Origin of the sequence: Peribacillus sp. R9-11, from assembly GCF_031345095.1 — a bacterium.
Lineage (GTDB): Bacteria > Bacillota > Bacilli > Bacillales > DSM-1321 > Peribacillus > Peribacillus butanolivorans.
Genome location: NZ_CP133763.1, coordinates 1,128,243 through 1,151,171, shown reverse-complemented (window position 1 = coordinate 1,151,171; position 22,929 = coordinate 1,128,243). Strand labels below are relative to the sequence as shown.

21 protein-coding genes and 5 pseudogenes are annotated in these 22,929 nt (G+C 38.1%); 11 read left to right on the top strand and 15 right to left on the bottom strand.

What is annotated here, in order from left to right; genetic code table 11:
* Positions 1-21: 21 nt before the first annotated feature.
* The 6 genes from paaC to paaK all read right to left on the bottom strand — a co-directional run bounded on the left by paaC (position 22) and on the right by paaK (position 4,903).
* Positions 22-825 carry a 1,2-phenylacetyl-CoA epoxidase subunit PaaC gene (gene paaC / locus RE409_RS05495; protein ID WP_201182240.1) on the bottom strand — a complete coding sequence of 268 codons (804 nt, stop codon included), beginning with the start codon at positions 823-825 and terminating at the stop codon, positions 22-24.
* Entirely contained in the window at positions 815-1,174 is a 360-nt protein-coding gene (gene paaB, locus RE409_RS05490; RefSeq protein WP_201182242.1) for a 1,2-phenylacetyl-CoA epoxidase subunit PaaB, read from the bottom strand. Before paaB ends, paaC begins: the two co-directional genes overlap by 11 nt.
* A gap of 18 nt (positions 1,175-1,192) precedes the next feature.
* Complete coding sequence (gene paaA, locus RE409_RS05485; RefSeq protein WP_053344768.1) at positions 1,193-2,149, bottom strand: 1,2-phenylacetyl-CoA epoxidase subunit PaaA; 957 nt, start codon at positions 2,147-2,149, stop codon at positions 1,193-1,195.
* Between the two features lie 126 nt (positions 2,150-2,275).
* Positions 2,276-2,515, bottom strand: a complete 240-nt coding sequence (locus RE409_RS05480) for a ferredoxin (RefSeq protein WP_053344767.1) — start codon at positions 2,513-2,515, stop codon at positions 2,276-2,278.
* 19 nt (positions 2,516-2,534) lie between these two features.
* A complete protein-coding gene (locus RE409_RS05475) occupies positions 2,535-3,551 on the bottom strand; it encodes an NAD(P)/FAD-dependent oxidoreductase (RefSeq protein ID WP_201182244.1) in 1,017 nt (338 codons plus the stop codon).
* Positions 3,552-3,574: 23 nt separating this feature from the next.
* Positions 3,575-4,903, bottom strand: coding sequence for a phenylacetate--CoA ligase PaaK (gene paaK / locus RE409_RS05470; protein WP_201182246.1), 1,329 nt, complete (start codon positions 4,901-4,903; stop codon positions 3,575-3,577).
* Positions 4,904-5,185: 282 nt separating this feature from the next.
* On the opposite strand from paaK, the gene RE409_RS05465 reads away from it, so the two are divergent.
* From RE409_RS05465 to RE409_RS05455, 3 genes and pseudogenes are all read left to right on the top strand, one after another.
* Positions 5,186-5,539: a DUF485 domain-containing protein gene (locus tag RE409_RS05465; protein WP_056531113.1), complete on the top strand. Its 354-nt coding sequence runs from the start codon at positions 5,186-5,188 to the stop codon at positions 5,537-5,539.
* Positions 5,536-7,085: pseudogene (locus tag RE409_RS05460) on the top strand (cation acetate symporter). The gene RE409_RS05465 and the pseudogene RE409_RS05460 overlap by 4 nt, the downstream one beginning before the upstream one ends.
* 17 nt (positions 7,086-7,102) lie before the next feature.
* Positions 7,103-7,552 (top strand): PaaI family thioesterase, encoded by a 450-nt coding sequence (locus RE409_RS05455; RefSeq protein ID WP_201182250.1) that lies wholly within the window; start codon positions 7,103-7,105, stop codon positions 7,550-7,552.
* 381 nt (positions 7,553-7,933) lie between these two features.
* Here the strand turns inward: RE409_RS05455 and RE409_RS05450 are convergent, their stop codons facing one another.
* The 4 genes and pseudogenes from RE409_RS05450 to RE409_RS05435 form a co-directional block, all read right to left on the bottom strand.
* Positions 7,934-8,086 carry a hypothetical protein gene (locus RE409_RS05450; protein ID WP_201221876.1) on the bottom strand — a complete coding sequence of 51 codons (153 nt, stop codon included), beginning with the start codon at positions 8,084-8,086 and terminating at the stop codon, positions 7,934-7,936.
* 27 nt (positions 8,087-8,113) lie between these two features.
* Positions 8,114-9,376 carry a pyridoxal-phosphate-dependent aminotransferase family protein gene (locus RE409_RS05445; protein WP_201254301.1) on the bottom strand — a complete coding sequence of 421 codons (1,263 nt, stop codon included), beginning with the start codon at positions 9,374-9,376 and terminating at the stop codon, positions 8,114-8,116.
* A 16-nt stretch (positions 9,377-9,392) separates the two neighbouring features.
* Positions 9,393-9,560, bottom strand: a pseudogene (locus RE409_RS05440) (M20/M25/M40 family metallo-hydrolase); the annotation flags it as partial.
* Positions 9,561-9,737: 177 nt separating this feature from the next.
* A complete protein-coding gene (locus RE409_RS05435; protein WP_201182256.1) occupies positions 9,738-10,100 on the bottom strand; it encodes a MerR family transcriptional regulator in 363 nt (120 codons plus the stop codon).
* A 112-nt stretch (positions 10,101-10,212) separates the two neighbouring features.
* Between RE409_RS05435 and RE409_RS05430 the strand changes: the two genes are divergently transcribed.
* The 3 genes and pseudogenes from RE409_RS05430 to RE409_RS05420 all read left to right on the top strand — a co-directional run bounded on the left by RE409_RS05430 (position 10,213) and on the right by RE409_RS05420 (position 12,489).
* Positions 10,213-10,974, top strand: a complete 762-nt coding sequence (locus tag RE409_RS05430; RefSeq protein WP_309558663.1) for an SDR family NAD(P)-dependent oxidoreductase — start codon at positions 10,213-10,215, stop codon at positions 10,972-10,974.
* A gap of 24 nt (positions 10,975-10,998) precedes the next feature.
* Positions 10,999-11,319, top strand: a pseudogene (locus tag RE409_RS05425) (Tn3 family transposase); the annotation flags it as partial.
* A gap of 246 nt (positions 11,320-11,565) precedes the next feature.
* Positions 11,566-12,489 (top strand): DUF2268 domain-containing putative Zn-dependent protease, encoded by a 924-nt coding sequence (locus RE409_RS05420; protein ID WP_309558662.1) that lies wholly within the window; start codon positions 11,566-11,568, stop codon positions 12,487-12,489.
* 177 nt (positions 12,490-12,666) lie between these two features.
* Here the strand turns inward: RE409_RS05420 and RE409_RS05415 are convergent.
* Positions 12,667-12,775 (bottom strand): annotated as a pseudogene (locus RE409_RS05415) (hypothetical protein); the annotation flags it as partial.
* A 279-nt stretch (positions 12,776-13,054) separates the two neighbouring features.
* Here RE409_RS05415 and RE409_RS05410 point away from each other — a divergent pair.
* Together RE409_RS05410 and RE409_RS05405 are read left to right on the top strand one after the other, a co-directional pair.
* Positions 13,055-13,642 carry a chromate efflux transporter ChrB gene (locus RE409_RS05410; protein ID WP_201182260.1) on the top strand — a complete coding sequence of 196 codons (588 nt, stop codon included), beginning with the start codon at positions 13,055-13,057 and terminating at the stop codon, positions 13,640-13,642.
* The gene (locus RE409_RS05405; RefSeq protein ID WP_201182262.1) at positions 13,642-14,196 is read left to right on the top strand and encodes a chromate efflux transporter ChrA; all 555 of its coding nucleotides are present in this window, start codon (positions 13,642-13,644) and stop codon (positions 14,194-14,196) included. Before RE409_RS05410 ends, RE409_RS05405 begins: the two co-directional genes overlap by 1 nt.
* A 36-nt stretch (positions 14,197-14,232) precedes the next feature.
* Here the strand turns inward: RE409_RS05405 and RE409_RS05400 are convergent, their stop codons facing one another.
* Positions 14,233-14,709, bottom strand: coding sequence for a chromate efflux transcriptional regulator ChrS (locus RE409_RS05400; RefSeq protein ID WP_053344757.1), 477 nt, complete (start codon positions 14,707-14,709; stop codon positions 14,233-14,235).
* Positions 14,710-15,674: 965 nt separating this feature from the next.
* Between RE409_RS05400 and RE409_RS05395 the strand changes: the two genes are divergently transcribed.
* From RE409_RS05395 to RE409_RS05385, 3 genes are read left to right on the top strand one after another with little or no spacing between them, the layout of a single operon-like run.
* Positions 15,675-17,000, top strand: coding sequence for a HAMP domain-containing sensor histidine kinase (locus RE409_RS05395; protein WP_309558661.1), 1,326 nt, complete (start codon positions 15,675-15,677; stop codon positions 16,998-17,000).
* The gene (locus RE409_RS05390; protein ID WP_098176539.1) at positions 16,978-17,655 is read left to right on the top strand and encodes a response regulator transcription factor; all 678 of its coding nucleotides are present in this window, start codon (positions 16,978-16,980) and stop codon (positions 17,653-17,655) included. The genes RE409_RS05395 and RE409_RS05390 overlap by 23 nt, the downstream gene beginning before the upstream one ends.
* 5 nt (positions 17,656-17,660) lie before the next feature.
* Entirely contained in the window at positions 17,661-18,212 is a 552-nt protein-coding gene (locus RE409_RS05385; protein ID WP_309559245.1) for a TVP38/TMEM64 family protein, read from the top strand.
* A 206-nt stretch (positions 18,213-18,418) separates the two neighbouring features.
* Here RE409_RS05385 and tnpB read toward each other — a convergent pair.
* The 3 genes and pseudogenes from tnpB to RE409_RS05370 form a co-directional block, all read right to left on the bottom strand.
* Positions 18,419-19,624 (bottom strand): annotated as a pseudogene (gene tnpB / locus RE409_RS05380) (IS200/IS605 family element RNA-guided endonuclease TnpB).
* Between the two features lie 397 nt (positions 19,625-20,021).
* Positions 20,022-21,227 carry a metallophosphoesterase family protein gene (locus tag RE409_RS05375; protein WP_201182268.1) on the bottom strand — a complete coding sequence of 402 codons (1,206 nt, stop codon included), beginning with the start codon at positions 21,225-21,227 and terminating at the stop codon, positions 20,022-20,024.
* 691 nt (positions 21,228-21,918) lie between these two features.
* The gene (locus RE409_RS05370; RefSeq protein ID WP_201182270.1) at positions 21,919-22,929 is read right to left on the bottom strand and encodes an HD domain-containing phosphohydrolase; all 1,011 of its coding nucleotides are present in this window, start codon (positions 22,927-22,929) and stop codon (positions 21,919-21,921) included.

Genomic DNA, 22,929 nt, shown 5'->3' with positions numbered 1-22,929 from the left:
CCCTCCCCTTTTTCTAATATTTCACCAAGATGCTGTTTTATCGCTTGCGTATACTTCGCTTAACGTTTCTAGCGCTTTTTCTAAATCTTCTGTATGCTGACCAGTGCGTCCATCGCCTTTGACCATTCCGACTTCAATAGAGCACACCACCCCTACACTTTCAAAAACAGGTGTGACTTCCTGAATCCACTTATTCAATAAAACCGCTTCATCTTCTATCAAACCCTGCTTCACCATTTCAACTCGATAATGACCAAGTGAAAATACTCCTTGAAAATCCTGTAACGTTTTCTCAATAGCTGCTTTCATTCGTGAAACTGCTTCTTCGTGACCTGAACCCAGCAATTGGATGAACCATGTTTTCCAGTGCATCAAATGATAATAAAGTTCCATCTGTACCTTTTGGGCTACTTCAGCCAGCGGCTCATATGAACTTGAATGAAGGGATTGAATCTTAATCGCTTTAGCTTGGGTATATAAATAATTTCGTACTACCGCAAAAGCCCAATCATAATCCGGGTCTTCCATATAGTTTCCAGGACCATTGACCACTTCCAAAATTATCGCATTACGACGTTCTTTCGCGGGACGATCGTGGGCTAGCTGATCTGCATCCCCTTCACCAAGTTCTTCCAATAATTTGTAGAATATAGCTGCATGACCCATCGTATCTTGGGCTATCGAGGAAGATGCTACATCTTCCTCGATATGTGGAGCGAGTCCTAGCCACTCTGATCCACGATATGAATGGATAAAGTCATCGTCCGCCAATTGAAGCAACAATTCCTTAATTGCGGTGTTTTCCAATGATGAATTATTCTCCATTTTTCACGCCTCCTGCCCAAGACATTATCTCTTTTTCATCGAGCATTTCCTGCTCGTACTTCCGCCATTTTTTCTTTAGGTACCCATAACCTTTTGTTGTCCTGTAATCTTTATTATCTATACGTTGAAGTGTTTTCTTTTCTTCAACCGTCATTTTCCGTATATTCTGTCTTTTTACAACCCAGATATCATCAACCGCTTCACGTCTCATGAAATTTTCTTGTGCCATCATGATCGCGATATCCTCATTAGGGGCCAGCAGGCTAAAATGATATTGGACTGGTGAAGTCTGAGTTTTACGGCTAAATACTTCAAATTCTTCAAAGTACGTTTTTTGTCTAGTTTCCATATCGTTCTTCCCCCTCCCTTAGATGACCTTTGGGGCTAACGCTTCGCGCACCCATTTATTATTTTCATAAGAAATCCTTCTAAGATTTAAGCGCTGCTGTGAACGGGGACCTTCATTCCTTGCTATTATCTTCAATTTCCCCCAATCGGGTTGTTGATAAATCCACGTTTCAGTATCTTTATCAAATCGAAGTGTTTCATCAGGAATGGTATAGCCAAGTGAAAGGATCCGCTTCACATATTTAGAAAAAAAGGCTTGGCGAAGCTCTTCATTCGTGCTTGTTCTGATTCTGTACTTAATCGTTACATCTTGTTTGGAAGAGCCAACTTCATTCTTACTAGGAGGTCCAAAGAAAAGTAACAGCGATTCCCACCAATAATCGATGGAGTCTTGAACCATTTTTCTTTGTTCTTCCGTGCCTTCTGCTAAAGCCATGATTATTGCTTCACCATGCTGGGCATGAAAAACTTCTTCCGCGCAAATCCTGTGCAAAGCACGAGCATAAGGACCGTATGAAGCACCAAGCATGTTCGTTTGGGAAATAATAGCTGCTCCATCCACCAACCAGCCGATCAACCCTGCATCTCCCCAAGATTTAGATTCCATATGGAAGACATTATGAAACTTTAAATCTCCTGTAAACAAATCTTGCATCAAGTCATCCCTTTTTTTGTTGTACGGCTTTAACAAATCCTCGGCTACGCGAAGCAATAATTGTCCATGTCCCATTTCATCCTGCACTTTTGCCATGATTCCAAGTTTTCTATTCAAGGTAGGGGCTTTAGGTACCCATTCTTTTTCTGGAAGTGCCCCCATAATTTCACTGATTCCATGCATTGAAATTAATTTAATGAGTGTGCCCCTGTAATCTTCCGGCATCCAATCATCCGCTTCTATCTTTTCTCCTGCTTTGATCCTGGCAATAAATTGATCTAACTTTTCATGTTCTGCCATATCATTTAAAAGAACGTTCATCTAAACACCTCTTATCCAATATATAACGTTAATATAACGTTATTATATTTTATTGTTATATTAAAAGCAAGACTAATGCGTCATTTTTTCTAAATAATAGGAAATTGGTGGGATTGAACCATTCTTTTATTCAACCAAAACCTTACATGGCGACGACTCCACTTTGATAGAATCTGTTGGGCAGCCTTCCATTGCATCATCCAGATCATCATATAAATCTTCCGCAACTTCTGCAGTTCCTTCATTTTCATCCAGAAGAACAAATGCAATTCCTTCATCATTGTAATCAAAAATTTCTGGTGCTGCTGCACCACATGCACCGCATGCAATGCATGTATCTTGATCCACAATTGTATATTTAGCCATGATGCCTTCCCCCTTATTCTTATTTCGTAATTGGTTCTTTCTTCTCTTCCATTAAACTTGTACTATGAAGTGGCTGAACTTTTGAAGATGGATCAATGTATACTTTCGCATTGCTGATTGCAGTAGGAGCTTCACCAAAACCACTAGCTATTAGCTTTACTTTTCCATCGTATGTACAAATATCACCCGCGGCATAAATGCCCGGGATATTCGTTTCCATTCTTGAATTAACGACAATCGAATTTTTTTCAATTTCAAGCCCCCAGTCTTTTATCGGTCCAAGGGATGAGATAAATCCATAGTTAACCACGACTGCATCTACCTTTTGTATAGATTCTTGACCATTATTCACATTCTCAAGTACCACATATTCAATCTCTTCAGAACCACGCAATTCAACAGGGACATAAGGAGTCATAACATTAACGGTAGAGTTCGTTAAATTTTCAACGCTATGCTCATGTGCACGGAATTTTTCACGTCGGTGCGCAATGGTTACGTTATTAGCGATAGGCTCCAGCATTAAGGCCCAATCAACTGCTGAATCACCACCACCAAACACAACAACATCCTTTTCCGTAAACGAATTTAGGTTATCCACAAAATAATGAAGGTTTTTCCCCTCAAATTTTTCTTCTGTACTAATTTTTAGTTTCCTCGGCTGAAATGCACCATTACCCGCTGTAATAATGATTGTTCTTGAAAAATGAACTTCTTTATTTGTTGTTAACTTAAAAATACCATCTTCCTGCTTTTCAATTGTTTCAACCGCTTGTTCTAAGCAGACCTCTTGTTTAAACGCTTTCATTTGTTCTTTTAAATTATTAACTAATTCCTGTGCCCGCACTTTTGGAAATCCTGCAACATCATAAATATACTTTTCTGGATATAATGCAGATAACTGACCTCCTAGCTGTGGCAAACTTTCTATGATCTTGACAGACATTTGTCTCATGCCACCATAAAATGCTGTAAAAAGCCCAACTGGTCCGCCGCCAATAATCGTGACATCGACTACATTACTTTGCTGGTTCATCTGATTTCTTCCTTTCCATCAAGTTATGCATTAATCACAGCATCTTTCCGCTTGTCAACAACACGAATGGCTTTTCCCTCTGAACGCGGAATGCTTTTTGGGATGTTAACAACAATATCCATTGTTACAAGACATGTGGATTTCATATGGTGCTGAATCGCCTTCTTTAATTTTTGTACATTTTCATGTGTTAAGTCTCCATCTATACCTTTATAGAAACCGCTTTCAATTTCAATATGCAGTTCAACACTATCCATGTTACCTTTCTTAATAAGATGAATCTGATAATGAGGAACAATCCCCTCCATTTGGAACAGCACACGCTCAATTTCAGATGGGAATACATTCACGCCTCTTACTATGATCATATCGTCCGTCCTGCCTTTAACACGGGACATTCTTGTTGTCGTACGTCCGCATCTACACTGCTCATGAGTAATGGAAGCAATATCACCTGTACGATATCGAATAATTGGTAGCGCTTCCTTTGTTAAACTAGTAAAAACAAGTTCTCCATCTTCTCCGTCCTCTACGGGTTCAAGCGTATCCGGGTTGATTACTTCAACAAGGAAATGATCTTCTGCGATATGAAGTCCATCCTGTGCTTCATGACATTCAATAGCAACACCCGGTCCCATGATCTCACTTAGACCGTAAATATCGACCGCTTTCAAGTTCAGTTTCTTTTCAAGAGTAGCTCTCATTTCCTCTGACCATGGCTCAGCTCCGAAAATTCCATACTCAAGCCCATTATCAGCTGGGTCGATCCCCATCTCTTCCATCTTTTCAGCAATATTCAAAATATAAGAGGGAGTACCACAAATGCCTCGCGGTTTAAAATCATTAATAATGGTAATTTGACGATCTGTGTTTCCACCTGAAATAGGAACCGTTGCAACGCCTAACTGCTCTGCACCATAGTGAAGACCCAGTCCGCCTGTAAACAGACCATATCCGTATGCATTATGAAAAATATCCGATTTCCGCCCTCCCGCAGCGACAATTCCTCGCGCGACGATAGTTGCCCAGTTCTCCAAATCATTTTTCGTATATCCGACAATTGTCGGCTTCCCGCTTGTTCCGGATGATCCATGTATACGTGTTACATCTTCCATAGGAACCGCGAATAAACCGAAAGGATATTGATCGCGCAGAACCTGTTTTTTTGTAAATGGAAGCTTTGTAATATCGCTTAACTGTTGAATATCTTCTGGGTTAAGACCCAGTTCTTCAAATTTCTCTCTGTAATAAGGTACATTTTCATATACATGGCTTATCGTTTTTTTAAGGCGTGTCACTTGTAATCTTTCCATTTCAGCACGCGTAGCTGTTTCAACTTCTGGATTGTACATTGTTTCAGTCCCCCTTATTTGCTCGTTCTTCATCCGACCCCTTTTTCATAACGATATAAAAACGGAATATTAATTATTGTTATGTTTCATTTTTAAGATTAATACGCCATTTATACGTTGTCAATAATGTTTTCTTTGAAATTAACAAAATTAGCAAAATTAACAAAAAATTTAATTTTAAATTTACATAACTTTCTGACTATGATACTTTTACATTGATATATATCAAATTTAGATACACTCGTTTAAAAATCGTATTATAATTTCAAGGGGGATATTATTATGGAATCGCCAGTAAAAACAGATCATTTAATCAAAGGCAATGACAGAGAGATTCAGTATCGTAAATTAATTGAAACAGAAGATTTCAAAGATTTACTTCAAAAGAAAAAAGCATTCATTGTACCAGTCACTCTATTCTTTCTTACATTTTATTTTGTCCTGCCTGTTTTAGCTGCCTATACAGATGTATTAAAGGGCGAAGCTTTTCTCAATATTACATGGGCATGGGTGTACGCACTTCTCCAATTTGCTGTCGTATGGATCGGAGGAATTGTCTATATTAAGAAATCAGCGAAGTACGACAAGATGGCAAAGAATATTTTAACTAAATATCGGGAGGAGCTTGGCGAATGAGCACTTTATCTCTTACGCTTTTTTTAGGCATCATTTTGTTAACGCTTACAATAACATATTATTCTTCTAAAAAGACGAAAAACGCAAGTGATTTTTATACAGCAGGTGGCGGATTGACTGCCTGGCAAAATGGATTAGCCGTGGCCGGTGACTTTATGTCAGCTGCTTCTTTCCTAGGAATTACAGGAGCTATCGCACTAATCGGTTTCGATGGCTTTTATATGAGCATCGGGAACCTTGTTGCATTTCTCGTCTTATTGTATCTTGTTTCAGAACCACTGCGTAACTTGGGAAATATACGCTGGCAGACATGATTTCAGCGCGTTTCAAATCAAAAAAAGTACGTGGGATAGCTGCCGCGAACACACTTGTCATTTCAATCTTTTACATGATTGCACAACTAGTTGGTGCTGGTGGATTAATTAAACTGTTGCTCGGCATCGATTACGGGCTATCCGTTCTTCTCGTCGGTGTATTGATGACAATTTACGTAATTTTCGGCGGGATGAGAGCGACAAGCTGGGTGCAAATCACCAAAGCGGTTCTTTTACTGTGCGGTTCCGCTGTGTTGACCTTTATTGTTTTTTCCCGCTTTAATTTTAACATCTCTGAAATGTTCCACCATGTTCAAACAGCAACACCTCTTGGAAACAATTTTTTAAATCCAGGCAATAAATACACTGATGGACTTGACATGATTTCATTTAATATGTCACTTGTCCTGGGCGCAGCTGGCCTTCCCCATCTGCTCGTCCGCTTCTTTACAGTAAAGGACGCGGCTACTGCAAGAAAATCGGTAGTATATTCCACATGGTTTATAGGCTTATTTTTTATCATGACTATTTTCCTAGGATTCGGAGCTGCTTCTTTCGTAGGATTTGACCGCATCGTTGAAGCAAACTCTGCTGGAAACATGGCAGCGCCACTCCTCGCATTAACCGTGGGCGGTGAATTTTTGTTCGCTTTCGTTTCAGCCGTCGCATTTGCCACTATTTTAGCGGTTGTATCCGGTCTTGTTTTAACGTCTGCGTCCGCTTTCGCACATGACATTTATGGTGAAATTATTAAAGACGGAAAAATAACTGAAAAGCAGCAAATTCTTGTAGCCCGTGTTGCATCAGTTAGTGTAGCTGTTATATCAATCGTGCTTGCCTTGTTTGCACAATCGTTGAACGTCGCTTTCCTTTCTGTACTTGCATTAGGAATCGCTGCAAGTGCCAACTTGCCGATTATCCTTTGTACAATTTATTGGAAACGATTTAATGCAACTGGAGCGATCACCGGCATGTTATTCGGGTTACTCAGTTCTCTTATATTAGTTATGCTCAGCCCGAATGTATGGAATCCGGAACCTGGAATTGGTATTTTCACAGGGAATCCTCTCTTCACAATGAGCAACCCGACCATTTTCACCGTGCCACTTGGTTTTATTGGTGCATATTTAGGGACAGTGTTGTCTAAAGCAAAAGAAGAGGAAAATAAATTTCCGGAAGTACTTTTCAAATCTAACACCGGATTTGGGATAAGCTCAGCGAAAGACCATTAGAAGAAAGGAGGATTTCCATGACAATTCAATTAGATGATCAGGATATTCATGAATTACATTATGATCAAATTAAGCAAGTGCTTAAAGACGAACCATTTGCATCTTTTCTCGGTATGAAACTGACAAAACTTGGGCCTGGCACAGCGGAAGCTGAATTAATCCCTGACGACCGCATGCTCAATTCACACGGAACGGTTCACGGGGCAATTATCTTTTCACTTGCGGATTACGTATTCGCAGCTGCGAGCAATTCATACGGCAAAATAGCAGTGGGCGTCACAACCAATGTTAACTTTATATCCGCTGGCAAACGTGGTGAGACTTTAACTGCAAATGCAAAAGAAATAAAGAAAAATCACAAACTCGCATGGTACAAAATCGAAGTCCTAAATGAAAAGGAACTAATCGCAACCATGGAAGCGATGGTATATCGGAAGAATCATTATTTTGTTCAACAAGATGAATAAAGCATTATTAAAACCGGACAAGTCAGTCGACCTGTCCGGTTTGCTATTTCTCCTTGATAGATAGGCCTTTAACAAGACATATATAGGAGGGTAATAGAATAACTGTATTCAAAAAATAATACTTAAAATGACTATCGCTACAGTTGTACGGATTTCAAAAGTTTTCCGACTAGTTATTAACTACAATTCCGGAGTCCATCACTTTTAACCATTTCCCCCGCTCTTTCTTACTTATTTCACCAGTCTCATAAACCCGCTTTCCCTTATTAAAGGTGGCGGTTATTTGACAAGGAAAGCCATGCCCCATATATACACTTTGCTTATTCTTCGCGAAAAAATTCGTTTCCAAAACTTTGTGTGTCTCATTCAGGGAGAAATGTACTAACCTTTCGCCTCATACTCTACATTAGCTTTACTATCTAACTGATTCCCAACCTTAACAATCACCCCATTATGTACCGCAATATCAGCTTTCTTAACTTCATCAGGTAAAACCACGTAACCATTGCGGATAATAAGGTCGTATGTTGACATTAACATCACTCCTTCATAATAAAAAAATCAAATAGAACTCCTACCTACACCCACTTTCTCTGTCTTCCCTACATATACATCAAGTGCAGCCTGTAAAGCTTCTCCTCGATTCACTTCGAAACCTTGGCGTAAAAGAACGGCTTCTAAGGAAGCTAGCACAAAGAGAATGTTTTCTTTCCGACAGCTAAATCCCATGGTGCCGATTCTCCAGATCTTTCCGTGAAGTGGACCAAACGAGGAGGCGATCTCGATACTGAATTCATTCAACAGCATACCTCGTACCGCTTCCCCGTCGATACCTTCTGGAATTCTGATACAAGTTACACATGGAAGTTTGTTTTTCTTATCCCCAAATAACGTTAATCCCATTGCCTTGACCCCTGCAATGAGGGCAGATTCATGGATTTTATGACGAGCGAAGCGTTTTTCCAATCCTTCTTCAATTACAAGGCGCAACCCTTCACGTAACGCATAAATCATTGAAGTTGCCTCTGTATGGTGATTCAAGCGGCGCGGGCCCCAATAATCCTGCAGCATACTTAAATCGAAATAATTGCTGGTGATGGGATGGTGGATCAAGACCTTTTGGCGGTCCTCTTCTGTCGCAATCCCACGTTCCACTTTTTTACGGGACTGAATGATTTTTTCAATTCTCTCATTATACGTAATCGGCGCCATCCCTGAAGGAACAGACAAGCATTTTTGCGTCCCGCCTATTAATCCATCAATACACCATTCATCTACCTTTACGTCTGTTCCGCCGATGGAAGCAACAGCATCGACCACAAGCAAGACATCCAATTCACGGCAGGCCACCCCGATTTCCTTCAACGGCTGCATACACCCCGTAGAAGTTTCTCCATGAACAATCGCGGTTATTTTTGGGGACACTTTCTTGATTTCCTTAATGACCACTTGCGGATCAAACACTTCTCCCCATGAACATTCAATCGTATGAACTTCCGCTCCATATCGTTCACAAATTTCAACTAACAAATGACCAAATCTTCCGAAAATAGGAACCAGAACTTTATCTCCCGGTTCAATGATGCTGCAAAGGATCGCTTCATTGCCGGATCTTGATGTACCATCAATTGGAAAAGCCCACTTATTTTTCGTTTGAAAAACCAACCGAAGCATTTCCATCACTTCATTCATGATTGTAGTAAATGCGGGGTCAAATTGACCTAATATAGGTGTGCTCATCGCTCTTAGCACACGCGGATCCACCTCGACCGGACCTGGAGTCATGATTGTCCTCATCGGTGTATGTAATTCTGAAAATGCCATTTTTCCTCATCTCCCTTTAATAGGCTAATCTATATAGTATTTCGCTTAAAACATCGATTCCCCTTTCCAAATCTGGAACACTAGTAAACTCCTTAGGTGAGTGGCTGATTCCCCCCTGACTCGGAACAAACAACAAGCAAGTTGGGCACATTGTTCCAAATACCTGTGCATCATGCCCCGCTCCTAACCGCAGAAAATACAAAAATGGGAAACTACGAAATCGTCTTTCATATTGGCGATTACTTCCGAAACAAAACTATCCAGCTCCCGGAACCACCGTTTTTGGTATAGATTTTTAGACAAATTTGCTTAGCATATGTTTTCCGCGTTTTGCTGGTATAACACCCTATAGAGACTGCATCTAATCTCGTTTACTGATGAAATCCTTGTAAGCCACAATTTTATATTCAAGCATCTCATCTACAGCTTTTAACGTTCTGATTTGTTTCTTAATAGAGTCTTTATGTTCTTCTAAAAGGCTTAATCGCTCTAGTGTGGTATGTTCTCCTTCTAAAACTAATGAAGCATACTTCTTTATTTTCGCGATAGGCATTTGTGTTTCTCTTAACTTGATAACAAATTGCAGCCATTTAATATGTGTATCGTTATATCGCCTGTCTCCGCTGGCATCACGAACAGGAATTATAATTTTTTCTTTTTCGTAATACCGCAATGTATGTGTACTTATCCCTAAAATTTTAGCCACTTCACCAATGCTGTGCATAAGAAACCTCCACATTAATTTTTTCTTGACTTAGAGTTTACTCTAATCATTATAATCAACTCATAGTTCGCTCACAATAAAATCAATTGGATAAAATTCAGGAGGGATTTATATGAAATATACAGTTATTACGGGTGCCAGTTCAGGAATTGGGTATGAAACGGCCCTTGCTTTTGCGGCTCGTGGGAAAAACTTAATCATAGCAGCTCGCAGAACGGAGGAATTGGAAAAGCTAAAATCAAAAGTGGCTGACATTAAAGCAGACCTGGATGTTGTCATTCGAATTGTTGACTTATCTGTTACTGCAAATGTTTATGAATTCTACGAAAGTCTTCAGGATTATCAGATCGAGACTTGGATCAACAATGCTGGTTTTGGAAACTTTGCTTCCGTTGGGGAACAAAATTTAAATAAAATTGAGACGATGCTTCACTTGAATATTGAAGCCTTAACCGTTCTGTCCTCTCTTTATGTACGTGACTATGGAGATGTTGATGGAACGCAAATCATTAATATTTCTTCAGGAGGAGGATACCGAATTGTTGCCGATGCTGTGACCTACTGCGCGACAAAGTTCTATGTAAGTGCCTTTACAGAAGGTCTAGCACAAGAATTGAAAGGAAAAGGAGCAGCCATGCAAGCAAAAGTCTTGGCTCCTGCTGCAACAGAGACCGAATTTGCGAAACGCTCCTATAATGTTGATAATTTTGAATATGATGGTTTTGTTCCTAAGTTCCATACAGCTGAACAAATGGCCGGTTTCTTACTAGATTTATATGACAGTGAGAGGGTGGTAGGAATTGTGAATGGAGAAACGTATGACTTCGAATTAAGAGATCCGATTTATCCGTATGTGACGCAGAAAAGAAACTAGTCTTTTAAAATCCAAACATAACAAAAAGTCGACGGTTTGCAACTTCTTATTTTAGCTATTGTATTATGGAATACGGTATATATATCACGTGCGGTAGATGCTTTGCGTGCAAAAGGCGTGGACATTCCAGAGGAATATTTACAACATATATCCCCACTTGGTTGGGAACACATTACATTGACAGGTGATTATGTGTGGAACCTAAATCAAAAAACAAATTTCAATAATTTAAGACCCTTTTTGGACCAAGTTCCCGTCCGTTTTGGACTTTCCTCCCCCGCCTCTCACTATCATGTGCCCTTACTCGTTTCCCCATGGGGTTATCAGGTATATCGGGGGAGTTAATTAAAATGCCGGAGAAGATTACATCCTTCTCCGGCATTTTAAATAGATTAATCACTTTTTAGCATTTTGAAAAAAGGGAAGCATTCCTGTTATGAACGAAAATAAGATTTGAGTCCAAAAAGACCTCTTGATTGGATAACATTTTCTAATTCAACTAACAGGTGGTTTACTTCATTTAGCGAGGATTGCTTTTTTCTTATAGAGCTAAAGGGACAGTTTAGCGAAAAAGAGGATATCCACTTTGTTTTGAAGAAAAAGACAGGGAAAAGCTTTATTAAAATCTATAGACTTGTTATTAGTGATAGATATTTAAATTTTGGGGGAATTCACTTGAAAATCATAGATACCATACCGTTTTTTGTAAATAACTATCTACCTTCTTTAAGATTTTTAAGGCACTATTACAATGAATATCCCGATGTATTTAAAGAATACTTTTTATATCATTGCAAAGACAATGAAGAAAGGCATAAACAATCAATATCAAAATATCCTCAAATTTTTTCAACCATAAAGCAAACTCACGAGAACATTGTACCTATCATAAATGAAATAGAGGAAGAATATTTTAGTATATATCAAGTATCCTTTCCAATTGAAGTAAATTTAATAGTTGGGGGCTTCGGTTCTAATGCCTATACATATCGTCAAATCATACCTAATATAACTTTTGCTTTAGAAAAATTATCACCAGAACCTAATCATTTAAAAACCATTGTTGCACACGAGTTTGGTCACGTTACACATAACATTATTTCAAATGACAAAGGAATTGACTGGACAAAAATTCAGTGGAACAGCCCTCTTACTTGGCTTTATCAGGAAGGAGCAGCTACACATTTTTCTAGGAGAACAGTACCTGATTTGCACCCTTCTATTTATTTTTCTTTTAACGATGGGGGTTATGAGTGGTTGTCATTTGCAGAATCGAATAAACAAGATGTTAAACTGGGGTTTGCAAAAGATCTTGCTACTTGTACTCCCCAAGATATTTATCGTGAGTGGTTTTCTATAAATGGAGGGGAAAAATTTGGACATAGTCGACTGGGATACTTTTTAGGAGATATGTTATTCCAACATCAAATATCACAGTTAGGAGAAATGAGCGCAATTGTTGCTTGGAAGGAGCACGATTTTGAAGAGAAAATTAATAGCTGGTTATGTTATTAAAACGATTTATGAGGAATCATTCAATTGAATATATTAAGAGCATGTTTTGATCAAACTTTTTTTCAAAACATGCTCTTTCAATTTGTTCATTTATCAAGGTTCCTTGTATTAATTTGACCAATCTTTGTTTCAAAGCTACATGCTGTTCTCAACATACCGTTTATTACATTAAGAACCGACTGCCGCATCAAAAGCACTCCCTCCCGAGAATTTTATTCCCTGCCATCGATGCTAGATAATGAGGGCTTACCACCAAACTTTTCGTTCCAATTATGGATTTAGTCATGTAAGTCCCCTCTTTTTATTTATTTGAATTTTCAAAAAACAAACCGTAATTGTATATAAATTGTTTCTTCTTCATACGTAATTTAAATTCGCCTTTTCTAGACAAAAAGATGATATTTTTTCGTTTATATTGTCTATTATCTTAATAAATACAAAAAAATCATTCATTTCGTAATTATTATTAAAATTATATGTACATTTTGAAACTAGTTTTGTTATTATAAATACATAATCATGGAAATTAATTCTTAATTTCAATACAAAAACAGGAGGAATCTTTGTGAAAAATCCATATACGGAATTAACTGTTGGGATGATGCGAACGGGGATTTTAGGATTCGGCGGGGGACCATCTGTAATTCCTCTCATCCGTCACGAAGCAGTTTCCCGTTATCATTGGCTCGACGATGATGAATTCGGGGACACCTTGGCGATCGCCAATACACTCCCAGGACCGATTGCCACTAAAATGGCAGCGTATCTTGGTTATAAATTAAAAGGCTGGCCGGGAGCCCTCGTTAGTGTGGCAGCTCATATATTACCTTCTTGCTTTGCGATGGTTTTCTTGATTGCGTTCATTAATGTTTTAAGTAATTCAGCCATAATCAGCAATATGATCGCTGCTGTAATGCCAGTTGTTGCCGTCATGCTTGGTCAAATGGCTTATGAGTTTGGCGAAAAGGCGGTAAAAGGTTTAGGAAAAGTACTCGGAATCACCTTTTTTGCGATTTCCTTTTTCCTTCTGCAGATCATATCCTTGCATCCGGGTATTGTCATTATGATTTTCCTTTTATATGGGGCGTTTCATTTTAAATTAAAAGATAGATTGAAAAATAAAAAGGTTGATAGGAAGGAGGAATCCGCGTAATGGGTCTTATTATCATCCCTATTGGTGTCGCTGTTTTTCTAGCGTTTTTCATAGCCAATATTCTTGGCTACGGCGGAGGTCCAGCCTCGATTCCGCTTATGTATGATCAAATTGTCACCCGTTACGGCTGGCTTGATAATACCGAGTTCTCACAAATGCTTGCATTAGGAAATTCACTCCCAGGACCGATCGCCACCAAAATAGCCGCCTATGTAGGATATGATGTATATGGCTGGCCAGGATTTTTAGCTGCATTGGCAGGCACCATCATCCCTTCAGCAGTGGCTTTGATCTATTTATTAAAAATCCTGCGAAAATACAAGCAATCACCCATCGTAAAAGGCATGTCCCTACTTGTGCAGCCCGTGATTGCGATCATGATGTTATTGCTCACATGGAATATGGCCGCTGATGCCGTCGGGTCCATCGGTTACATCCATTCCTTTATCATCGCAGGATTGGCCTTCTTAGCTTTAGGCAAGTTCAAAATTCACCCAGCATTCGTGATCATTCTTGCCTTTGCATACGGCGGTTTTATCATCCCTCTCACATAAATAATAAAATCCACCAAATGGTGGATTTTTTTTTTATTAAAGTTTCATTCCCATCCGGCTCTTATAACGTTTAATGAGAATTTGGCAATCAACGCTCACAACCCCCTTGACCGCATACAACTTTTCATTAAGAAAGCGTTCCATCTCTTGATTATCAGTAAAGATCCCATGCATATGAAGCTTGCTTGGACCAGTCATATGATACAAACTCGTCACTGCTGGTTCATTCTCTAGTTGATTGGCCACCGATTCCAAATATTTAGGCTCGACCTCAACATTAAAAAACGCAGAAACCTGAATACCGACCTTAGCTGGATTAATGACCGCAGTAAACCTTTCAATCACACCGTTTTCAACAAGATGATTAATTCTCATTTGAACCGCTACTCTAGAAAGTTCCACTTTCTTTGCTAAGTCCGTATATGAAATTCGTGCATCTTCATGTAAAATCGAAATGATTTTTTTATCGATCTCATCAACTTTTAAGCTGGGAATCTTAAAGTCCTCTGCCATCCTTTGTAACTCCTTTTCGATTCATTTATTCTATTATCGCAGAGAAAACCACCGGATCACAACAAAACTTGCCTTTTCCTCATCAATTTAAAACACCGATTACCGATTCACAAAAAAACTGCCGATTCCTCGGCAGTTTTCTTAATAAATGATTAATAGCCTAATATCCCCATAAGGGTAATAAATAACGTTTGCACGATTAGAATAATTCCAACTTTAATGATGCAACACAAGCAACTCCTTCAAACTATTTCTTAAGAATAATAGTTTTCATACAATCAATCTACAGCAAAAAGGCTCCCAATTTTGGCGGACCCTTTTCAATAAGTATGTAATTAACATCAATGTGTGAACAAATGTGGATTTTTACAGACAGTCCCCCGCCTTATTCGAAATTTAAAGGTGGGGGTTTTACAACCTGCTCAACGTGGAATAAAAACTTATGAATACCCAATGCTCAATCCTTCGTTTGAAAAGTTTTCGCGATATTTTTGTATTCCTCTTCATTGAGAATACCCATTTTTTTAAATAAAGCGGAATAAACCATTATTTTTCTTTGCGTACGGTTTGTACAACACATTTTAAATCAGCTCCTTTTTTTACATTCTATTCAATCACAATAAAATGTTTCCTTTATGCAAAACATTTTGTATAGACTAAAATATTATTTCCCGATTTCCTCGGAGTTTTATTTTCCAACCCTTTCTTGTATGGAAAGCTTATGGTCCCCCTTGCAACAATTTACACTTCAGATTATCGTTATTTAAGTAACTATGTCTCAGCGAATGTTAATTTCTACTTTATTAAACTTTGTAACGGGATAAGGTATATAAAAATCTGCATACTTTCTTCATACTTTTACGATACACTGTTCTCAATAAATAAGAAGGTGAATACACGTGAAAATCTCTTTTAAATTAGGTTTATGGATGTTTGTATGCATTTTCTTAATAGAAACTGTTTCCATGATTTATTTACACAATAAAGTAGTTCATTCTCGTATCAATCAAGAATTAGAATCACTAAAGTCACGTGGCAATAGTCATCGTGACGTGTTAGAAATCTCTTATGACAATTCAACTCTTCATCACATCGGCCTGATGGAATCACATACCGATACAGATGTTGTGATTACGAATACAAAAGGCGATATCCTATTATCGTCTGAAAAGGTCAATAGCGGAATGAAGAAAATCTTAAAAAAGGAACTCTCCCAAGTACCAAGAAAAGGTCTAATCATCCAATCAAGTTGGAAGGAAGAAAGATATATAGCCACCGTTACACCATTTAACAGCGATAAAGTAAATGAAGGCTATGTCTATATGTTCAAAAATACCGGAGATGTTGAAGATTTAATCTCTCAATTGAACAAACATTTTCTCTTTGCTACTTTATTGCTCCTTTTCTTTATGCTTATAACCATTTATTTTCTATCAAAAGCGTTGACTAGACCTCTTATTACGATGAAAGAAGCAACGACCAAATTAAGCAAAGGGAATTTTTCTGTATCTGTACCTGTACGTTCAAAAGATGAATTAGGGGAACTTGCACAGTCCATTCAAAGCTTAGCTAATGAGTTAAACTATTTAAAAAAGGAACGTAATGAATTTTTGGCAAGTATCTCTCATGAACTCCGCACACCACTAACGTATATTAAGGGCTATGCTGATATTGCACGGCGAAAAGATTTAGATATACCAGAAAGAACACAATACTTAGAGATCATCCATGAAGAATCAAAACGACTAAACAGTTTATTAGATGAACTATTCAATATAGCAAGAATGGATGTTAATACATTTACGATTTCAAAAGAAACCGTCCCTCTCTCTTCATTCCTGCAATCCGTTTATGAAAAAGTGTTACCTGCTTTTACGAATAAAAATATACAATTAAACCTGGAGTGTAAGGATAATTTATTTATGGATATTGATCCTTCCCGTTTTGAACAAGTTCTTCTTAACCTACTGGACAATGCGCTAAAATACTCGAATGAATATACGGTCACTACTATCAAAGCCATTGAATCAATTGGCAGTATTTCCATCTCTATAATAGATCAAGGAGTAGGAATTCCGAAAGCAGACATCCCCCATGTTTTTGATCGTTTATACCGTGTTGAGAAATCACGCGCGAGAGCTACTGGCGGATTTGGTTTGGGGCTCTCTATTGTTAAGCAATTAGTGGAAGTTCAAGGAGGAACCATTTCAGTTAAAAGTAGTATAGAGCAAGGTACGTGCTTCATTATTATATTTAAGGAGAAAAAAAATGAAGACAGTAGTTCTAGTTGATGATGAAAAGAGAATGCTTGATCTTATAGAATTATATCTTTCACCTCACGGCTATACATGCATGAAGAAGAACTCTGGACATGAAGCGCTTTTGTTCTTAAGGGAAAATCAGGCTGACTTGGTCATTCTAGATGTGATGATGCCTGAAATGGATGGATGGGAAACGTGTGAAAAAATCCGAGCGTTTTCTGATGTTCCCATTATCATGCTCACCGCTCGTGATGCGGCAGAAGAAATGGTAAAAGGATTAAAAAAAGGAGCCGACGATTATGTAACTAAACCTTTTAATGAAGAAGTTTTACTTGCTAGAATCGAAGCTGTGACGCGACGGGTACGCAATCATCCAGCGGGATATGTAAAATTTAACGGAATAACTTTAAATGAATCTGCTTATGAAGCGCATTATCAATTTAAGGCCATCCCGTTAACACCAAAAGAGTTCTCTATGTTAGGGTTACTTCTAAAATACCCTAACAAAGTGTACTCTAGAGATCATCTGCTATCGACCATATGGGGATTCAAAACGGATACAGAAGATCGGACCATCGATTCTCATATCCGAAATATTCGAGAGAAATTGCGCCATGTCGATTTTCCAGTAGACCAACATTTGAAAACAGTTTGGGGTATCGGTTATAAATGGAGTTCTGTTTGATTGATATGGAGATCATTTCTGCAGCATTATTATCAAGTGGCCCATTTTCTATTGCCGTAAGTGTATTATTAAACATTTTAATTAGTGTACTTGGGTTTATTCCAAGTGTGTTTATCACTGCCGCCAATATCACTGTGTTTGGTTTTGAAAAGGGATTAATTCTATCTTACATTGGAGAAATTGCAGGAGCAGTAATTAGCTTTTGGTTATATCGAAAAGGCCTTCAATCTTTCAAACCGAAATTCTTGAAGAACCGATGGTTAAAACAACTACAAAACTCACAAGGATGGCGTGCATTTTGGATGATCCTAATGCTTAGACTCCTTCCTTTTATACCTTCCGGCGTAATTAATCTTACAGCAGCAATAAGTAAGACGAGTGTCATAATCTTCTTCATCGCTACATCTATTGGTAAACTGCCCGCCCTCCTTATCGAGGCCTATTCAGTGACACAAGTGTTGCAGACATCGGAGGATATAAGGAATATTTTAATATTATTGATTTTGATCATCGTAGTCTTGTCTTACTTTAAAAGAGGTAAGAATAAAGAAATGTAATGAAGGGGACCATGTAAACGAAAAAAACCTGATATTTCCATTAAAAGTCAAGGTTATGATGAAATGTTTTGATAACAAAGAAGTAATAAATAATGTCACATTTTAAAAGGTAAAATAGAAGGATAGTTGAACTCCCACTTATCGACCTTACGGTCTGATTGAAGTGGGGGATTCCTAAGAACATTAGCCTATCGGCCAATTTTTAATTAGGCTACTCCCGTAGTTCCTACGGTTAGAAGCCTTATGGCTTCATTCATTAGATTGAGCCCTGCGTTAATATCTCGATCGTGGTGAGTAGAACAAAAAGGACAATCCCATTCACGAAGATTCAGATCTTTAACGTCTTTATTTTGGTAACCGCAGCTAGAACACAATTGGCTAGAAGCAAACGTTTTAGATACGGTCACGATTTGTTTACCATACCATTTTGCTTTGTATTCCAACATTTTTTTGAATTGGTACCAAGATACTTCACAAATAGCTTTAGCTAGTTTGTGATTTTTCATCATATTCGACACTTGCAAGTCTTCCATTCCAATAACATCATGGTTTTTGATGATTTCGGTAGAAACTTTATGTAAGTAATCCATTCGGGCATTTGAAATTTTTTCGTGTAGGATAGCCACTTTTCGTTTTTGTTTTTGATAGTTTTTAGCTTCAGCCAATGGTTTATTTTGATTCAAGGCTATTTCTTGTCGCCTTGAAAGAATCCGTTGTGCTTTGGCCAATTTCTTTTCGACCGTCCGGAAGAATTTTGGGTTTTGATAGACCGTACCATCTGAAAGAATAGCAAAGTTCTTCAAACCAACATCTACACCGCACGAACGATTATTTTTAGGAAGTACTTGTACATTGGTTTCCGCTAAAACGGAAATGAAATATTTACCCGAAGGGTTCCGCCTGATTGTGGCATTGATGATTCGCCCTTCGACTTCGCGGCTTTTAGCAAAACGAACTAGACCGAGTTTTGGCAATTTGATTTTGTTTCCAATCATTCCGATATTTCCATTCGTATGTTTAGTCGTGTAGGACTGGATAGGATTCTTTTTCGATTTGAATCGTGGTGACTTGTTTTGCTTTTTATAATATCGACTATAGGAATCTGCTAAATTTTCCACCGATTTCTGTAAGGCAATACTGTCTACTTCTTTCAGGAAAGAATACTCTTCCTTTAAAGCTGGAAGTTCTTTGATTGTTGCGTATTTATTCAGAAAAGAACCTTTCCATTCATTAGAGGGTAATTGGCCGTTCTGCTTCATTTCTTCACAAATACACCAGTAGGCATCTTTCTCCTTTTGTTTGCCTAAAAAGAAGTTATAGACAAAACGGGATCAGCCGATCGTTTTATTGATTAGAACTAGTTGTTCTTTGGTTGGATAGATTCGAAATTTATAAGCTTTGTTTACGACCATTGGTTTCACCCCCTTATAGTTATTATTAACCACCGAACGTATGTTTGTCAAAAGATTACTTTGGCTTATGCCAAACCGCCATTCATCTCCCCCTTATCGTTGGGCTCTCGCCCTTCACATGCTTGAAGAGGGAGTCTTCCGGCGGGAAATGATAAAAACAGAACTTAATCAGCTTTATCTATCCTTTTTTGTAGTATTACAAGATTTTGATTTGACAAAGATAAATTAATAATTTCGTTATTCTAGATAAGCGCCCGATTGTCTAGTAATTTTCAGCTTGATAAATATAAATTATAGAATTACTCCTTTGTTTAACGAACAATCAATTGGCAGAAGTTGTTTAATGGGACAATTCTGTCCAAAATCAAGTAAATGCAATTAACTCTTTAAAACCGCTTTACCTTTTAATTTTCTTGTTGTTTTCTAGAGGCACAGGATCAATACTCTGATCATTAGCTGTCAAGTCAATGCCATAGTCCTTCGCGAATACCATATGCGTTTCTACTAGAACCTCAGCTGTATTTTCATCTAGATTAAATACTCTGGCGCCCCGTAGTCTGTTCCTTTCAGCTCCCGGCAGACCATAAGCACCGAACCCGGTACTGCCCGCATACCCAAGCAGGATTCCGTAATAATTACCTACGTAAGTGTTTATATGATCATGACCGCAAAAAACGCCCTTGACATCGCCTCTCTCCAGCATCGCTGAGAACAGTCCCCCGTTGATTGGTCCCATACACTCTTCTTCATTTCTTTCTCCTACTATATTATGCTTTTTAACGGCAATCTCATGATTAGAGTCAGTTCTTTGGTCTACGCTCGCATACCACATAAACCTGTGTTCCCAAAGAGGAATATGGATGAAAGCGAGTGAAGGAATTTTTTTTCGCCATTTTCTCTCTAACTTCTTAGACGTCTCATAATACCAATTTACCTGATTAAAACGAAGCCAGTCCCACGTAGGATATCCTTGGAAATCTTGACCCGCTATGGTTTTTGGTGCATATCTTCCACTATCAAGAAGCCAGAGGTTGAAAGCTGCCTTTTTTCCTTTTGAATCCTTTATAAGTAAATTCATATTACCTGTCCCAGTAATACCTTCGACAGTAGGCTTGTTCATATTGTATTTATAAGAAAGATAGATTTTGAGCATGTCTTCCTCATCAAGACCGCCCTTCGGGGTAGAATCTTCATCATGATTTCCAAAGGTAATAGCCCACTTGATTCCTCTTTGTTCCATAGGATGTGCAACATTGTTAATGGCTTGCTTCATCTCCATAGGTGTATCGCATCCACCCGTAATAATGTCTCCATTAAGCACAACAAAATCAGGTTTTTCTGTATCAAGCACTTTCTCCATAAGCTGTAATGTTCTACGATCAATACGTTCATCATCTTGTGTATCATTAAATTGAACGATTTTTAATTTTCCATTACGATTAAATTGTAGAGAAATGTCATCTTTTTCTTCAGCGAGTGCTGTGGTGCTAAATAAATCATCTGAAAGTCCAGAGAATCCAAGTGTTAAGGCAAGTGTACTCATTCCTCCTATCTTAATAAAATTCCGTCTATCCAACCCTTCATGTGGTTCTTGATTCTTCATAAAAAATCTCCCATTCTCTTCTAGTAACTGTTTTATAGGGATAAAGCTATCGATTTCAATGGTGAGCATATAAGGATTACAAAAAATACGTGAAGAAAAACTATGTAGTTCCAATTCAAAAAACCATTACTATAAACAAAGTCTCCCTGTTTTTCATCGCAAAAACTGGATTGGATATTTATAGTATTACAAACTTACATTTTATTGAAGATCACCCTATAAAGTTCAGTTCTTACTTCATAATAAGGTGAAACTATTAGTAGAGTATTAACCTTATATGAAAGGTAAGTAAAGAAAACAATAGAAGAAGGAATGTCTGAGAAAGGAATGTCTGAGATATCAAAAGATCCTTTCTAAATCTCTACTTATTCATCGATGAATACGTTAATAGATGGTGGATTTGAAGTTCATGCTTTCTAACCATTTTCACATTTTCCGTCTATTTTATTAAAGTTTGTACCAATACTAGTGGCATAGTCTTTATTCTTCATTAGTTGCTGGATTTTTATAAGAAAGAAGTTAGAGGCAACTTTGGTATCAAGCATAACTGGTATTTCTATTTCTTAAGTATAGATTCGCTACTCTTTTATAGAGCCATTAAATAAAAAAAACTGCCGATTTCTCAGCAGCCCCCTTCCGATTAATACCTTTTCTGTTACATACAATCCCAGGTATTTCTATATGTATCTTGTTATACAATCAGATCATTGCTCTTAAAATAGTCTAAGAAAGTCTCCGCTATGGATGGATCGAAATGCTTTCCCTTTTGTTCGTGTATGTAAGATAACGCTCGCTCCACTGGCCATGAATCTTTATAAGGTCTTCTGCTGATCAATGCATCGAACACATCCACAATGGCTACAATTCTAGCTTCTAATGGAATATCTTCCCCTTTCAAACGATAGGGATATCCCGTTCCATCCCATTTTTCATGATGGTAGGTGATGATGTTTTCAGCCACTTCCAGACTGCTGATCATCTCATGGTTTATTTCCCTTGAAATCTTATTCAAAATATCAGCTCCCATTAATGGGTGCATCTCAATGATTTTCCGTTCGTATGGAGATAAGGGACCTGGTTTATATAAAATCCCTTCAGGAATCTCCGCTTTCCCGATGTCATGTAAAATACTTGCATGAGCAATATGGTTAATATAGCTTTTAGATAGTTCTAAATGGTTTCTTCGATTATGTGCCAAAACCAGATTCTCGGTTAAGATTTGTACTCTCAATAAATGCTCTTCGATGCCAGGATCTCGGATTTCGCATGAAATAGCAAGGACCTTTAACAATTCTCTCTGGTTCTCGACTCTTTTGTTTTCCGAAAGATAAACCCCTTCTTTCAATTGCTCCAATTCGCGAAAAACCCCAACAAAATACAGATGATTCTCTATATGAATCGGAGTGATTGTAATCGAGGAATGCCAAATATCTCCTGATTTCTTTCGATTGGTGAAGACCCCTGACCAAGGATTCCCCTTCCTTAATTCTCTTTTAAGGGACGTGTAGGTACACGGAGGTGTTAACCCTGACTTTAAAAATCCAGCCTTGAATCCAATGATGTTGTCTCTTGAATACCCAGTGGTTTGCTCATAATACGCATTAATATCAACAATGCGATGATGGTGATCCGTAATGATGACGGCATCCGCCAGCTTTAAATACCCCACCAATTCAAGTGGTACACTTGATTTAACTTTCAA